This is a genomic window from Caulobacter sp. GW821-FHT11A05, from assembly GCF_058809015.1.
This window is the reverse complement of record NZ_JBXASF010000002.1, coordinates 246,406-259,865: the sequence shown is the minus strand read 5'-3', so window position 1 is coordinate 259,865 and position 13,460 is coordinate 246,406. Positions and strand designations below refer to the sequence as shown.

Annotated in this window: 13 protein-coding genes; 7 read left to right on the top strand and 6 right to left on the bottom strand. The window is 71.0% G+C overall.

Annotated features, from left to right (window positions below; genetic code table 11):
* Positions 1-16 precede the first annotated feature (16 nt).
* The 6 genes from AC1RSK_RS04140 to AC1RSK_RS04115 all read left to right on the top strand — a co-directional run bounded on the left by AC1RSK_RS04140 (position 17) and on the right by AC1RSK_RS04115 (position 3,753).
* Complete coding sequence (locus AC1RSK_RS04140; protein ID WP_492905794.1) at positions 17-535, top strand: hypothetical protein; 519 nt, start codon at positions 17-19, stop codon at positions 533-535.
* A gap of 56 nt (positions 536-591) precedes the next feature.
* Positions 592-1,089, top strand: a complete 498-nt coding sequence (locus AC1RSK_RS04135) for a hypothetical protein (protein ID WP_492905792.1) — start codon at positions 592-594, stop codon at positions 1,087-1,089.
* Between the two features lie 42 nt (positions 1,090-1,131).
* Positions 1,132-1,842 (top strand): ribonuclease T2 family protein, encoded by a 711-nt coding sequence (locus tag AC1RSK_RS04130; protein WP_492905790.1) that lies wholly within the window; start codon positions 1,132-1,134, stop codon positions 1,840-1,842.
* Positions 1,843-1,881: 39 nt separating this feature from the next.
* Positions 1,882-2,397: a dihydrofolate reductase gene (locus AC1RSK_RS04125; RefSeq protein ID WP_492905789.1), complete on the top strand. Its 516-nt coding sequence runs from the start codon at positions 1,882-1,884 to the stop codon at positions 2,395-2,397.
* Positions 2,394-2,774, top strand: coding sequence for a hypothetical protein (locus AC1RSK_RS04120; protein WP_492905787.1), 381 nt, complete (start codon positions 2,394-2,396; stop codon positions 2,772-2,774). The genes AC1RSK_RS04125 and AC1RSK_RS04120 overlap by 4 nt, the downstream gene beginning before the upstream one ends.
* A gap of 67 nt (positions 2,775-2,841) precedes the next feature.
* A complete protein-coding gene (locus AC1RSK_RS04115) occupies positions 2,842-3,753 on the top strand; it encodes an SMP-30/gluconolactonase/LRE family protein (RefSeq protein ID WP_492905786.1) in 912 nt (303 codons plus the stop codon).
* A gap of 141 nt (positions 3,754-3,894) precedes the next feature.
* On the opposite strand, the gene AC1RSK_RS04110 is transcribed toward AC1RSK_RS04115, so the two are convergent.
* Positions 3,895-4,995 carry an NADH:flavin oxidoreductase gene (locus AC1RSK_RS04110; RefSeq protein ID WP_492905784.1) on the bottom strand — a complete coding sequence of 367 codons (1,101 nt, stop codon included), beginning with the start codon at positions 4,993-4,995 and terminating at the stop codon, positions 3,895-3,897.
* Between the two features lie 156 nt (positions 4,996-5,151).
* On the opposite strand from AC1RSK_RS04110, the gene AC1RSK_RS04105 reads away from it, so the two are divergent.
* Positions 5,152-6,996: an alpha/beta fold hydrolase gene (locus AC1RSK_RS04105; protein ID WP_492905783.1), complete on the top strand. Its 1,845-nt coding sequence runs from the start codon at positions 5,152-5,154 to the stop codon at positions 6,994-6,996.
* A 52-nt stretch (positions 6,997-7,048) separates the two neighbouring features.
* Here the strand turns inward: AC1RSK_RS04105 and AC1RSK_RS04100 are convergent, their stop codons facing one another.
* From AC1RSK_RS04100 to hutI, 5 genes are all read right to left on the bottom strand, one after another.
* Positions 7,049-7,840, bottom strand: a complete 792-nt coding sequence (locus tag AC1RSK_RS04100; protein ID WP_492905781.1) for an SDR family NAD(P)-dependent oxidoreductase — start codon at positions 7,838-7,840, stop codon at positions 7,049-7,051.
* A gap of 202 nt (positions 7,841-8,042) precedes the next feature.
* On the bottom strand, positions 8,043-9,704 hold the full coding sequence (hutU, locus tag AC1RSK_RS04095) for a urocanate hydratase (RefSeq protein ID WP_492905780.1): 1,662 nt from the start codon (positions 9,702-9,704) through the stop codon (positions 8,043-8,045).
* On the bottom strand, positions 9,701-10,516 hold the full coding sequence (gene hutG / locus AC1RSK_RS04090) for an N-formylglutamate deformylase (protein WP_492905778.1): 816 nt from the start codon (positions 10,514-10,516) through the stop codon (positions 9,701-9,703). Before hutG ends, hutU begins: the two co-directional genes overlap by 4 nt.
* 211 nt (positions 10,517-10,727) lie before the next feature.
* Positions 10,728-12,248 (bottom strand): histidine ammonia-lyase, encoded by a 1,521-nt coding sequence (hutH, locus tag AC1RSK_RS04085; protein WP_492906456.1) that lies wholly within the window; start codon positions 12,246-12,248, stop codon positions 10,728-10,730.
* Between the two features lie 2 nt (positions 12,249-12,250).
* Positions 12,251-13,453, bottom strand: coding sequence for an imidazolonepropionase (gene hutI / locus AC1RSK_RS04080; RefSeq protein ID WP_492905776.1), 1,203 nt, complete (start codon positions 13,451-13,453; stop codon positions 12,251-12,253).
* Positions 13,454-13,460 lie beyond the last annotated feature (7 nt).

The following is a 13,460-nucleotide window of genomic DNA, read 5'->3' as shown; positions in this document are numbered from 1 at the left end:
TTGCTACGGTGGCCGCATGGTCGCACTTCGCCCTCTCCTCGCCACGGTCGCCGCTCTCGCGCTGCTCGCCACTCCGGCCGTCGCCCAGACCCCCGTCACCGATCCGGCGACCAAGGTGCTGATCGCCATGCTGGACCACTGCCTGGCGACCATGAGCGGCAAGGCGGACTACGACAAGGACGCCAAGCGCAAGGGCTGGGGCCGCACCGGCAATGGCGGCTGGGGCAAGAAGGTCGGCAAGTCGATGATGGCGACGGAGCTGGCGATCACCAACCTGGCCAGCGGCTCGTTCAGGATCTGCGCCGTCAACATGTCGCCGGCCAGTGTCGACGTACCGGGCCTCAAGGCCGCTCTCGCCGAGCGGGCCGGCGCCTATCCCCTGAACCCCGTCGCCCCCAGGCCCGACAAGAACGGCGGCATCCAGAGCGGTTTCGAGAACCCGAAGGGCCCGCTGATCGGCCTGACCATTACCGAACGGCCGGCCATGGACGGCCTGCCGGCCAAGACCTTCCTGTCGGTGATCTGGCGGCAGTAGAACAGGCCCCGTTTTTGGGCATGCGGCCTGGCCTTGGGCAGGCCTAGGGTCGGAGCATGATCAGCCGTCGCCTCGCCCCCGCCCTCGCCGCCGTGTTGCTGCTGGCCGCGCCGGCCGCCGCCCAGTCCGGCGACCCCGTGACCGACGCCATGGTCTCCACCGTCGACCTCTGCCTGCGGGTCCTGCAGGGCCAGGCCAACTGGGAGAGCGGGCTGGACGCCCTCGGCTACCGCACCGTCTCCAGTGGCGGCCGCGTCAAGCCTGTGGGTTCGACGGTGATCGCCTCCGGCATGGGGAACAACACCATGGGCGGCGGCCCCGTCCGGCTGTGCGAGATCACCGCCTCGCCGGGCTTCCACGACAAGGCCGCCCTGCGCCGAGCCCTGGCCGCCCGCTCGCGGGGCCTGCCGGTGATGGCCGACGGTCCGATCAACGGCGGCGGCGTGATGGGGGGCTATGCCGACCTAGCCCGCCCCAACGGCCTGGTCGTCCTGGCCCTCACCGATCGGCCGGGCAGCCCGGCCACCACCTCGGTGTCGGTGATCTGGAAGTAGCCCTCGCCGCGGGCTAGAAGCGGTCCTCCGAAAGGCCGCCCCATGCGTCTAGCCCTGACCCTTGTCGCCTTCCTCGCCCTGACCGCCTGTGTGGCCCGCGAGGCCGAGGTCGCCGCCGGGCCCGCCGCCGAGTGCGCTGTTCCCGCCGACCTCGAAGCCGTCCCCGCCGAGGTCGGCCCCGCCGACAAGGTGGTCGCCGACTTCACCCCCGACACCTACCTGCTGGCCATCGCCTGGCAGCCGGAAGCCTGCCGCAGCCAGGCCGCCGACACCTCCGATGCCAGCGCCTGCGACAGCGGCCGGACCTGGACCCTGCACGGCCTGTGGCCCAACAGCGCCGACGGCAAGCACCCCCGTTACTGCCGGCCCTCCCAGGCCCTGAGCGCGGCAACGGTCGCCAGGAACTTCTGCATGATCCCCTCGGCCCGGCTGCAGCAGCATGAATACGCCGCCCACGGCGTCTGCGCCTGGGACAGCCCGGAGGCCTATTTCGACCAGTCCCGCAAGCTGTGGGACGGCCTGAAGAAACCGGCGCTGGCGGGCGACACCCTCACGGCCGGCGCCCTGCGCGACGCCTTCGCCGCCGCCAACCCGGGCCTGCCCCGCGAGGCCGTCGCCATCGCCACCAGCCAGGACAACCGCCTGCGCGAGGTGCGGCTGTGCCATGACCTGGCCTTCAGGCCCGCCGCCTGCGCCGCCAAGACGCTGGGGGCCCGCGACGATGTCCTGCTGACCATCACCCCACCAAACTGAGGATGACGGGCGAAGGCGACGCGGCGTAGGGTCCGCGCCATGGTTCTTCCCCTCGCAATCGTCGTCGCCCGCGCCCGCAACGGGGTCATCGGAAACAAGGGCGACCTGCCCTGGCGCATCCGCTCCGACATGGCCTGGTTCAAGGCCAACACGCTGGGCAAGCCGGTGATCATGGGCCGCAAGACCTGGGACAGCCTGCCGCTGCAGCCCCTGCCCGGCCGGCTGAACATCGTGCTCAGCCGCGACGGCAGCTTTGAGCCCAAGACCGCCGTCCACGTCGAGAACTTCAACGAGGCCGTCGAGATGGCCAGCGAGCAGGCCGAGGAGGACGGCGCCAAAGAGGTCTGCATCATCGGCGGCACGGCCCTGTTCGAACTGGCCATGCCACGCGCCAGGCGGCTCTACATCACCGAGGTCGAGGCCGAGCCCGAGGGCGACGCCTTCTTCCCAGCCTTCGACGAAGCCGCCTGGAGCGAGGTCCACCGCGAGGCCCACGCGCCCGGCGAAAAGGACGACCACCCCTTCGTCTTCCGCATCCTGGAGCGCAAACGATGAAGCCGCTTGTTCTCGCCCTGACCCTGGCCCTCACCGCCGGCGCCGCCCACGCCGCCCTGGCCCCGCAGTACTACCAGCAGGCCCGCGACGAGGCCCCCAACGTCATCGTCCTCGACATCGCCAAGGTCACCCCGCCGGCCCGCGACCACGGCCCGTGCCAGGTGGCCGGCAAGGTGCATCAGGTCGAGCGCGGCGCCCGCTACCGCAACGGCCAGGCCGTCACCCTGGCGGTCCCCTGCAAGACGCCCAAGGCCGTCATCCCGGCCGGCGGGACCGTCTGGCAGGATCGCGCCGCCCTGCAACGCGGCGGCCAGGCCCGCGCCTGGCTCGATAACGCCGGCGAACTGGCCCTCTACCAGTTCGAGCTCTTGCGCTGACGTCAGGTCACCGGGTTCTATCGGCGTAACGAAAAACGCCGTCAGAAAACGCTGAGAGGAACGCCAAGTGGACATTGAACTGGTCGCCGAGGGACTGCGCTTCCCCGAGGGTCCCATCGCCATGCACGACGGCTCGGTGATCCTCACCGAGATCGCCGCCCAGCGGCTGACCCGCATCACTCCCGACGGCGTGAAGACCACCGTCGCCGAGACCGGCGGCGGCCCCAACGGCGCGGCTATCGGCCCGGACGGCAAGATCTACGTCACCAACAACGGCGGCAGCTTCGAGTGGCTGGAGATGCAGGGCCTGCTGATCCCCGGCCCGACGCCCGCCAGCCACATCGGCGGCTCCATCCAGCGCGTCGACATCGCCACCGGCCAGGTCGAGACCGTCTACGAGGCCTGCGACGGCAAGCGGCTGGTCGGGCCCAACGACCTGGTCTTCGATCGCCAGGGCGGGATGTGGTTCACCGACCACGGCTGCTCGACGCCGGAGGGCCGCAAGTTCGGCGCCCTCTACTACGCCCGGCCGGACGGCTCGAAGATCACCCGCCTGCGCGACCACTTCGTCTCGCCCAACGGCGTCGGTCTCTCGCCGGACGAGGACGTGGTCTATATGGCCGACACCAACCTGGGGCGCCTCTGGGCCTTCGACATCACCGCCCCCGGCGAACTGGCCGAGCCGCCGCCGTTCCAGCCCGGCCGCGTGGTCTGCAACCTGCCGGGCTACCAGCTGCTCGACAGCCTGGCCGTCGAGGCCGGCGGCAAGGTCTGTGTCGCCACCATCATCAACGGCGGCATCACCGCCTTCGACCCGGACGGCACGACCGAGCACTACCCCTTCCCGGACATCCTCTGCACCAACATCTGCTTCGGCGGCCCGGACATGCGGACGGCGTGGATCACGGCCTCGGGGACGGGGAAGCTGTACAGGGCGACCTGGCCGCGGCCGGGGCTGAGGCTGAACTTCAACGCTTAGACTCCGTCCCTCCCCGAATGGGGAGGGTGGCGCGAAGCGCCGGGTGGGGAAGTGGGTTGGACTGTCACAGCAGCGCTCGCCACTTCCCCACCCGACGCGCTTGCGCGCGTCTGCCCTCCCCAAGTCGGGGAGGGAGGAGCGCTAGTACAGCACCCCCATCGCCGACCGCTCGAAGCTCTTCAGCTCGTCCTCGCGGCCGTCGCGGATCTTGATCACCCATTCGGGGTCCTGCAGCAGGGCGCGGCCGACCGCCACCAGGTCGAACTCGTCGCGCTCCAGCCGCTCGAGCAGGCCATCGAGGCTGGCCGGCTGGCTGGCCTCGCCGCCGTAGGCCGCGACGAACTCGCCCGACAGGCCGACCGAGCCGACGGTGATCGTCGGCTTGCCGGTCAGCTTGCCGGCCCAGCCGGCGAAGTTCAGGTCACTGCCCTCGAACTCCGGCTCCCAGAACCGCCGCTGGCTGCAGTGGAAGACGTCGGCGCCGGCGTCGGCCAGCGGTTGCAGCCAGGCCTCCATCTCGGTCGGCGTGGTCGCCAGCCGGGCGGTGAAGTCCTGCTGCTTCCACTGCGACAGGCGGATGATGACCGGATAGTCCTCGCCGACCTCGCGCCGCACGGCCCGCAGGATCTCGGCCGCGAACCGGGCCCGCTCCGGCAGGCTCTTGCCGCCCCAGCGGTCCTCGCGGACGTTGACGCCGTCCCAGAAGAACTGGTCGATCAGATAGCCGTGGGCCCCGTGCAGCTCGACGGCGTCGAAGCCCAGGGCCTTGGCGGCGCCGGCCGCCTTGGCAAAGGCGTCGATGGCGTCGGCCACCTCCGCGTCGGTCATCGGCTCACCGAACTGCTTGCCGGGCGAGGACAGGCCCGAGGGGCTGTCGTAGGGACCCGGCGGCTTCCATTCCGGATCGCGGGTGCGCACCGCGCCCACGTGCCACAGCTGCGGGGCCATCTTGCCGCCGGCCGCGTGCACCGCCTCGATGACGTCCTTCCAGGCGGCCAGCTCGGTCTCGCCATGGAAACGCGGAATGTTGGGATCGTTCAGCGAGGCCGGCCGCGCCACCCCCGTGCCCTCGGAGATGATCAGCCCGACGCCGTTCTCGGCCCGGCGGCGGTAGTAGTCGACGACCTCAGCCGTCGGCACGCCGCCCGGCGAGAAGCTGCGGGTCATCGGCGCCATGGCGATGCGGTTGGCCAGGGTCATCGACTTGACCTGGAAGGGACGGAACAGGGCCTGCGTGCTCACATTGGCTCTCCGGTGAGTGACATTGTGCGTTTAAACGATTGTTTGAGAGACGTCGCCAACCAGAAATTCTGACGCTCACCCTAGGTCACCCGATGATCCCCGAACGGCGTTCACGCCCTTGACCCGGCGCGCGAAATCCCCCTTCGATCCCCCGAAGTGAACGCCACGGCATCCCTGTCCGAGTCTCTGCGCGGCCGCCTGGCCGAGGGCCAGCCCGTGGATGCGGTGCTGGACGGCTGGGCGCTGCTCGATTCCACCCTCGTCCACGACCCCGCCGCCTTCGCCGAAGCGCTCGGCGAGGCGGCCAAGCTCGACACCGCCGCCGGCTTCGCGGCCGTCGCCCCAGAGGGCTCGCTCGGGGCGGCGGTGATCTCGCCCAGCGGGGCCCTGGCCCAGGCCGATCCGCAGTTCATCAAATGGTTCGGCGACCCCACCGACATCCCCGCCTTCCGCCGCCTGGTCCGCCTGGCCCAGAAGCAGGGCCAGGCCTCGGGCCTGGTCGAGACCGAGGACGGCGGCGTCATCGCCGCCTGCGCGGCGGTCGAGACCCTGGCCCTGCGCTGGCCGCTGTCCGACGCCAGCCGCGCCCAGCTGCTGCTGCCCGGCCGCCGCGTCGCTCTGCTCGGCTTCGCCCCCTCACGGGTCAGCGCCCTGGCCGTCCGCGCCGCCCAGGCCTTCGGTTTCACGCCGCTGGAGGCGCGCCTGGCCGAGGCCCTGCTCGACGCCCCCAACCTGGCCGAGGCGGCCGAACGCATCGGGGTGGGCCGCGAGACCGCCCGCGAGGCGCTGAAGAAGGCCATGCGCAAGGCCGGGGCCCGCCGCAGCCCCGACCTGGTCCGCCGGATGATGGACCTGATGAGCGGCGTCGGCGCCCCGATCGGCGACGTCGAGGCGGTGCTACGCGCCCTGTTCGGCGCCACGCCCGCGGAAGCCAAGGCCGCCGCCCGCTTCGCCGAGGGCCTGACCGCCCGCGAGGTGGCCGCCGCCCTCGGCGTCAAGGAGGCCACCGTCCGCGGCCAGCTGAAGGCGGTGTTCGCCAAGACCGGGGTCAACAAGGCCAAGGACCTGGTCCGCCTGACCGTCGAGGCCGGCGCCCTGACCGCCTTCACCGAAGCCTCCGAGACCGTCGTCGAGCCGATCGATCCCGAGGGCCGGCCCCGTATCCTCAGCCTGGAGTGCGGCCGCCGCGTCGCCTTCGTCGACTATGGCCCCAAGGGCGGCCGGCCGGTGGTGGTCTTCCACGGCTATTCGACGGGCCGCATCCTGCCGCTGGGCTTCGTCGCCCTGCTGCACCGCGCCGGCTACCGGCCGCTGGCCGTCCAGCGTCCGGGGTTCGGCCTCACCGACCCGGCCCCGACGCCGGAGAGCCATCTGGAGGTCCAGGCCGACGATCTGCTGGCGGTGCTGACGGCGCTGAAGCTGCGCAAGGTCGACGTCATGGTCCGCGACGGCTCGACCGCCGCCGGCCTGGCCTTCGCGGCCCGCCACGGCGACCGCATCGGCCGCGGCCTGCTGATGAACCCGCGCCCGCCGCGCGAGGTCGAGCGCACCCACCGATCCTTGATCGGGGCCATCTCCCGCAGCCTGCTCAAGCACCCCGAGTTGATCGCCCCGCTCGGCGAGATGCTGCGCCGTCAGACCCGCACCGACCTGTTGACCAAGACCATCCGCCGGTCCCTGGAGGTCGCGCCCGCCGACCGCGCCGTCATCGACGATCCGCTGGTCATGACCCGCATCCTGCGCGACTCGCGGGCGATGTCGGCCCGGACCAGCGCCGGCTGGGCGGCCGAGATGGCCGTCTACGCCCTCGGCTGGACCCTGCCGGCCAACATCGGCGGCGAGCACTGGAGCATCCTGCTGTGCGGCGGGCTCGACTGGCCGGTCCACATGGGATTCTGGCGCGACGCCCTGCCGGGGGTCCAGATCACCGAGCTGCCCGGGGCCGGCTTCCTGGCCTACTACACCCACCCGGCCGAGGTGATCGCGGCGTTTGAAGGGTAGGCAAACGGGGACACATTGAAATCGCTGATTTCAATGTGTCCCCTCTTCCATTTCAGCTCAGCGAGCCCGGCCGCGCCACCGGGTGCGAGCTCGACAGCCCGCCGTCGACCACCATCGCCTGGCCGTTCACATATGAGGCGTCGTCGCTGGCCAGGAACAGCGCCATCTGGGCGATCTCGATCGGCTGGCCGGCCCGGCGCAGCGGGTTCAGCTGGCCGATCTTGCCTTCCGAGCCCTTGGCCTTGGCGCCGTCGAAGATCGGCTTGGTCATCCCCGTCTCGATCAGCCCCGGGCAGATGGCGTTGACCCGGATGCCGGTGCCGCCCAGCTGCTGGGCCGTGGTCTGCACCATCGAGATGACGCCGGCCTTGGAGGCGCTGTAGGGCGTGCCGCCCGCCCCCGACCGCAGCGCCGCCACCGACGCGGTGCAGATGATCGAGCCCTTGCCCTTGGGGGCCATGACCCGCGAGGCGTGCTTGATCATCATCGCCGGGCCGACGACGTTGATCCGCAACAGGCCCATGAAGCTCTCTTCGGTCAGCTCCGGCAGGGTGATCCAGCCGCCCGAGACGCCGGCGTTGGCGAAGGCGATGTCGAGGCCGCCGTAGGTCTCCACCGCCTTGTCGACCAGGGCGCTGACCTCGGCCTCGGAGCCGGCGTCACCGGTGATGGCGATGGCCTTGCCGCCGTCGGCGACGATCTCGGCGACGGTGTCATTGACCGCCTCGGCCATGTCGAAGGCCACCACGCTGGCCCCCTCGGCGGCAAACAGCTTGGCGCTGGCCCGGCCAATGCCGCTGGCGGCTCCGGTAACGATGGCGACCTTGCCCGACAGACGACCCATGACGTGCTCCCTTGATTTGCGATTGACCTTAGGGAGGGCTGTCGCAAATTTCAAACGGATGTTTGAGGGGCGCATCCTACCGAGCAGCATATAATCCGGGGACACTATATAGATTTTCGCCTCAAACCGGCCTCTCCGCCACCCCCGGCGGGGCCGCGAAAAATCTATATAGTGTCCCCGGATTATATGCCCCCGCTGTCGGCTACCCCAGCGACGGCAGGTCCAGGCCCTTCTGGCGGGCCCAGTCGATCGCCTCGTCGTATCCGGCGTCGGCATGCCGCATCACCCCCGTCGCCGGGTCGTTCCACAGCACCCGGGCGATGCGCCGGGCGGCGTCCTGCGTGCCGTCGCAGACGATGACCATGCCGCTGTGCTGGGAAAAGCCCATGCCGACGCCGCCGCCGTGGTGCAGCGACACCCAGGTCGCGCCGCTGGCGGTGTTGAGCAGCGCGTTGAGCAGCGGCCAGTCGGACACCGCGTCCGATCCATCCTTCATCGCCTCGGTCTCGCGGTTCGGACTGGCCACCGAGCCGCTGTCGAGGTGATCGCGCCCGATCACCACCGGCCCGATCTCGCCGCGCGCCACCATCTCATTGAACGCCAGGCCCAGCTTGTCGCGGTCGCCCAGCCCCACCCAGCAGATCCGCGCCGGCAGCCCCTGGAACTGGATCTTCTCGGCCGCCATGTCGAGCCAGCGGTGCAGGTGTTTGTTGTCCGGCAGCAGCTCCTTCACCTTGGCGTCGGTCTTCGCGATATCCTCCGGATCGCCGCTCAGCGCCGCCCAGCGGAACGGCCCCACCCCCCGGCAGAACAACGGCCGGATATAGGCCGGCACGAAGCCCGGGAAGGCGAAGGCGTCGGCCACCCCCTCCTCCAGCGCCACCTGGCGGATGTTGTTGCCGTAGTCGACGGTCGGCACGCCGGCCTTGTGGAACTCCAGCATGGCCTCGACGTGCCGGGCCATCGAGCGCCGCGCCGCCTGCTCGACGGCCTTGGGATCGCGCTCGCGCCGCTCGTCCCACTCCATGACGCTCCAGCCGGCCGGCAGATAGCCGTTGACCGGGTCGTGGGCGCTGGTCTGGTCGGTGACCAGGTCCGGCCGCACGCCGCGCCGCACCATCTCCGGCAGCATCTCGGCGGCGTTGCCGACTACCCCGACGCTGACCGCCCGCTTCTCGGCGCAGGCCCGCTCGATGATGGTCAGGGCCTCGTCCAGGCCCGTGGCCTTCACGTCCAGGTAGCCGGTCTTCAGCCGCATCTCGATCCGGCTCTCGCGGCATTCGATGGCCAGGCAGGACGCCCCGGCCATCACCGCCGCCAGCGGCTGGGCCCCGCCCATGCCGCCCAGGCCCGCCGTCAGGATCCACCGCCCCGACAGGTCGCCGCCATAGTGCTGGCGGCCCGCCTCGACGAAGGTCTCATAGGTGCCCTGAACGATGCCCTGGCTGCCGATGTAGATCCACGAGCCGGCCGTCATCTGGCCGTACATCATCAGCCCCTTGCGATCGAGCTCGTGGAAGTGGTCCCAGGTCGCCCAGTGCGGCACCAGGTTGGAGTTGGCCAGCAGCACCCGCGGCGCGTCGGCATGGGTGCGGAACACCCCCACGGGCTTGCCCGACTGGATCAGCAGGGTCTCGTCCGCCTCCAGCCGCTTGAGGGTGGCGACGATGCGGTCATAGCTCTCCCAGTCCCGCGCTGCCCGGCCGATGCCGCCGTAGACCACCAGGTCCTCCGGCCGCTCGGCCACCTCCGGATCGAGGTTGTTCATCAGCATCCGCATCGGCGCCTCGGTCAGCCAGGACTTGGCTGAGAGTTCGAGGCCGCGCGGGCTGCGGATGCGGCGGGTGTTGTCGAGACGGGTCATTGTCCAGAGTCCTTCGAGGGGGCCCAGTCGATCAGGTCGGTCAGCATCGGTTCCAGCACGGCCTGCAGGGCGGCGGCGCGCTCAGGGTTCCAGGCGGGCAGGTCGAGGCCGGCGGGCTCGTCCATGTAGGCCCGCTGGGCGATCTCCATCTGCAGGGCGTGCACCCCCTGCTCGGGCCGACCGTAGTGGCGGGTGATCCAGCCGCCCTTGAAGCGGCCGTTGGTGACGGCGGTGAAGCCCGACGCCGCCATGTGCTTTTCGGCGATCGCCACCGCCCCGGCCTCGGCGCTGGCCCCGCTGTTGGTCCCCAGGTTCAGGGCCGGCAGCTCGCCCTCGAACAGCCGCGCGACGCAGGAGCGGATCGAATGGGCGTCGTACAGCACGATGCGCGGATGGATCAGCCGCAGCCGATCGATCTCACCTTCCAGGGCGTCGTGATAGGGCGCGAAATAGCTGATCCGCCGCCGGGCGATCTCGGCCTGGCGGGGCGTGTAGCCGGGCTTGTAGAGCGGCTCGCCGTCGAAGGTGGTGTCAGGACAGAGGCCGGTGGTCGCCTGGCCGGGATAGAGGCTCTGGCCCGACGGGTCGCGGTTGACGTCGATGGCGGTGCGGGAAATCTCGGTGCGCACGATGGTGGCGTCGAGGCTTTCGGCGAAGGCGTAGAGCTCGGGGATGAACCAGTCGGCGTCATGGATGGCGAGGTCATGCGAGACGAGATGCTCGGCGATCTCGCCCGGGATCACCGTCCCGGCGTGCGGGATGGAGATGACCAGCGGCGCCTGGCCCTGACGGACGTGGAGCCACTCCCTCATCGTGAGAGGGCTCCGAACACAACCCCCACCTCTCTCGTCATCCTAGGCCTTGTGCCTAGGACCCACGGTTCGGCCGCCGCGAGCGGTTGCCTTGGGATCGCGGCCGCGATCCCACCCTCTTGGTTCGTGCGAGCTGACAGGTGGGTCCTAGGCACAAGGCCTAGGATGACGGCGGTGGGGGTGGGAGCAACAGGGACAAACGGAAGAACCTTCATTCCACCATCCCCGGCAGCGCCGCCCCAACCGCCTTCACCAGCGCCCCGGACTTCACCAGCCCGGCCGCCGCCGCCATGTCCGGCGCGAAATAGCGGTCGTCCTCCAGATGCGGGACCTTGGCCCGAACCAGCGCCCGCGCCGCCTCCAGCCCCGGGCTCGACGCCAGCCCGGTGTGGAAGTCGCACCCCTGCACCGCCGCCAGGACCTCGATGGCCACCACCTGGGCGGCGTTCTCGGCCATGTCCAGCAGCCGCCGCGCCCCATGCGCCGCCATCGACACATGGTCCTCCTGGTTGGCGCTGGTCGGAATGCTGTCGACGCTGGCCGGATAGGCCCGCTGCTTGTTCTCGCTGACCAGCGCCGCCGCCGTCACCTGCGGGATCATGAAGCCGCTATTGATCCCCGGCCGCGGCGTCAGGAAGGCCGGCAGCCCCGACAGCGCCGGGTCGACCAGCATGGCCGTCCGCCGCTCGCTCATCGAGCCGATCTCGCAGACCGCCATGGCCAGCATGTCGGCCGCGAAGGCCACCGGCTCGGCATGGAAATTCCCGCCGCTGATCGCCTCGCCGGTCTTGGTGAAGATCAGCGGATTGTCGGTCACCCCGCCGGCCTCGATGCCCAGGGTGGTCGCCGCCTGCCGCCCGAGGTCCAGGATCGCCCCCATCACCTGCGGCTGGCAGCGCAGGCAGTAGGGGTCCTGCACCTTCTCGCAATGGGCATGGCTGACCTGGATAGCGCTGCCGGCCAGCAGGGTGCGGAACGAGGCCGCCACCTCGGCCTGGCCACGGTGGCCGCGCAGGGCGTGGATGCGCGGATCGAACGGCGCCACCGAGCCCTTGGCCGCCTCGACCGACAGGGCCCCGGCCACCATCGCCGCCTGGAACACCCGCTCGATGCGGAACAGCCCGGCCAGGGCGCAGGCCGTCGAGAACTGGGTGCCGTTGAGCAGCGCCAGCCCCTCCTTGGGCCCCAGCACCAGCGGCTGCAGCCCCACCTTGGCCAGCGCCTGCTTGGCGCTCATCCGCTTGCCGGCGACGAAGGCCTCGCCGACCCCGATCATCGCCGCCGCCATATGGGCCAGCGGCGCCAGGTCCCCCGACGCCCCGACGCTGCCCTGGCTGGGGATCGACGGCAGGCAGTCGCGGGCCAGCATGGCCAGCAGCATCTCCACCGTCGCCGGCGCCACCCCCGAGGCCCCGCGCCCGAGGCTCGCCGCCTTCAGCGCCAGCATCAGCCGCACCACCGGCGCCTCCAGCGGCGCCCCGACCCCGGCCGCGTGGCTGAGCACGATGTTGCGCTGCAGCCGCGCCAGGTCGGCAGTCTCGATGCGGATGTTGGCCAGCTTGCCGAAGCCGGTGTTGACGCCATAGACGGCCTCGCCCTTGCCGACGATCCGCTCCACCACCGCCGCGCTGGCGGCGATCGCCGGCCAGGCCTTCAGGCTCAGCGTCGGAACCCCGCCCTCGAACAGCTCGCGCCAGTCGGCGAGGCTCGCCTCGCCGGGGGTCAACAGCACCGTCACGACGGCTCTCCCTGAAAAACACGGCTGCGCAGCGGATTGCGCCCCAGCCAGTAGGCCAGCTCCACCGGCCGGGTCGCATCCCAGATCGCCAGGTTGCAGGCCTTGCCGACCGTGATCGAGCCCATCTCGTCCCACCGCCCGATGGCCCGCGCCGCCTCGCGGGTGACCCCGGCCAGCGCCTCGTCCACGGTCAGGCCGAACAGGATCACCGCCATGTTCACCGCCGTCAGCAGCGAGGTCAGCGGCGAACTGCCCGGATTGCAGTCGGTGGCCACCGCCATCCGCACCCCAGCCTCCCGGAACAGCGCCACCGGCGGCTTCTCCTCGTCGCGCAGGGCATAGAAGGCCCCCGGCAGCAGCACCGCCACCGTCCCCGCCGCCGCCAGCGCCCTGGCCCCCTCGGCGTCCGTCCGCTCCAGATGGTCGGCGCTCAAGGCCCCGTATTCCGCCGCCAGCTGCGCCCCGCCGCCGGCCGTCCGCTGGTCGGCGTGCAGCCGCACCGGCAGGCCGTGGGCCCTGGCCGCGTCGAACACCCGCCGCACCTCGTCCGGGGTGAAGGCGTTGCTCTCACAGAAGGCGTCGACCGCGTCGGCCAGGCCGACGGCGGCCGGAATGATCTGGTCCACGACCTTCGAGACATAGGCCTCGCGGCTGTCCCGATGCTCCGGCGGCAGGGTGTGGGCCGCCAGCAGGCTGGTCGCCACGGTGACCGCCCGCGCGCCTTCCAGCGCCCGCGCCGCCCGCAGCATCTTCAGTTCGCTGTCGAGATCGAGGCCATAGCCCGACTTGATCTCAATCGCCGTGACCCCCTCGGCCATCAGCCGATCGAGCCGTTCCAGCGCGCCGGCAGTCAGCTCGGCCTCGCTGGCCGCCCGGGTCTTGGCCACCGTCGAGACGATGCCGCCCCCGGCCGCCGCGATGGTCTCGTAGGTCTCGCCCCGCAGCCGCATCTCGAACTCGTCGGCCCGGTCGCCAGCGAACACCAGGTGGGTATGGCAGTCGATCAGCCCGGGGGTGACCAGCCGGCCATCGAGTTCGATCACCTCGCCGGCCGTCCAGCCTTCCGGCAGATCCGTGCCGACAAAGGCGATCCGCCCGCCCACACAGCCCACCGACCCGTCTTCGACCAGCCCCAGGCCCGCGACCGACTCGTCGAGAGTCGCCAGCCGTCCGCCACGCCAGAGCCGGTCGAAATGCATGAATCCT

Coding starts and splice junctions, on each gene's coding strand:
- AC1RSK_RS04140 (WP_492905794.1), top strand. CDS start 17: ATGGTCGCACTTCGCCCTCTCCTCGCCACGGTCGCCGCTCTCGCGCTG.
- AC1RSK_RS04135 (WP_492905792.1), top strand. CDS start 592: ATGATCAGCCGTCGCCTCGCCCCCGCCCTCGCCGCCGTGTTGCTGCTG.
- AC1RSK_RS04130 (WP_492905790.1), top strand. CDS start 1,132: ATGCGTCTAGCCCTGACCCTTGTCGCCTTCCTCGCCCTGACCGCCTGT.
- AC1RSK_RS04125 (WP_492905789.1), top strand. CDS start 1,882: ATGGTTCTTCCCCTCGCAATCGTCGTCGCCCGCGCCCGCAACGGGGTC.
- AC1RSK_RS04120 (WP_492905787.1), top strand. CDS start 2,394: ATGAAGCCGCTTGTTCTCGCCCTGACCCTGGCCCTCACCGCCGGCGCC.
- AC1RSK_RS04100 (WP_492905781.1), bottom strand. CDS start 7,840: ATGGGTCGTCTGTCGGGCAAGGTCGCCATCGTTACCGGAGCCGCCAGC.
- hutU (WP_492905780.1), bottom strand. CDS start 9,704: ATGACCCGTCTCGACAACACCCGCCGCATCCGCAGCCCGCGCGGCCTC.
- hutG (WP_492905778.1), bottom strand. CDS start 10,516: ATGAGGGAGTGGCTCCACGTCCGTCAGGGCCAGGCGCCGCTGGTCATC.
- hutI (WP_492905776.1), bottom strand. CDS start 13,453: ATGCATTTCGACCGGCTCTGGCGTGGCGGACGGCTGGCGACTCTCGAC.